Origin of the sequence: Pseudomonas brassicacearum, assembly GCF_003732265.1 — a bacterium.
GTDB classification, from domain to species: Bacteria; Pseudomonadota; Gammaproteobacteria; order Pseudomonadales; family Pseudomonadaceae; genus Aquipseudomonas; species Aquipseudomonas brassicacearum_D.
The window spans coordinates 1-708 of sequence record NZ_MOBK01000303.1 but is presented as its reverse complement, the minus strand read 5'-3'; the positions used below and the strand labels follow the sequence as shown (position 1 = coordinate 708).

The window sequence follows — 708 nt, the reverse complement described above, 5'->3', positions numbered from 1 at the left end:
TGGGCGCGCTCGATCTGAAACTGCGCGAGCAAATGCAAAGCGAACTGAAGAAGCTGCAACGCCAGCTCGGCATCACTTTCATCTTCGTCACCCACGATCAAACGGAAGCGCTGTCGATGTCCGACCGCGTCGCCGTGTTCAACAAGGGCCGCATCGAACAGGTCGACACGCCGCGCAATTTGTACATGAAACCGACCACGACATTCGTGGCTGAATTCGTCGGCACCTCGAACGTGATTCGTGGCGATCTGGCCCGCGAAATCAGCGGTCATCCGCAGCCGTTTTCGATTCGCCCCGAGCACGTGCGTTTCGCCGAAGGCCCGCTGGCCAGTCACGAAATCGAAGTCAGCGGCCTGCTCCACGACATCCAGTATCAGGGCAGCGCCACGCGTTATGAATTGAAGCTGGAAAACGGCCAGACCCTGAGCATCAGCCACGCCAACAATCAGTGGATCGACAGCAGCGCGCAGCATCAGACCGGTCAGCGCCTGAGCGCACGTTGGGCGCGGGAAGCGATGATTGCGCTGCACGACACCGTGGCGAGCGGGGTGTGACATGAGCACGCTCGCGATGACTGCATCGCCGCCGTTGCGCAGGTTTTCCAACCTGCTCTACCGCAAGCCGAACCTGTACTTATCGATGCTGCTGGTGCCGCCGCTGCTGTGGTTTGGCGCGATTTATCTCGGCTCGCTGCTGGTGCTGTTGTGG

The 708-nt window shown here is 60.3% G+C and carries 1 protein-coding gene and 1 pseudogene; both read left to right on the top strand.

The genetic code is table 11. From position 1 onward, the window contains the following. Window positions 1-554: ABC transporter ATP-binding protein (locus BK660_RS31415; protein ID WP_148057530.1), on the top strand; the 554-nt coding region annotated here is incomplete at its 5' end. 1 nt (window position 555) lies between these two features. Next, window positions 556-708 (top strand): annotated as a pseudogene (locus BK660_RS31410) (ABC transporter permease); the annotation flags it as partial.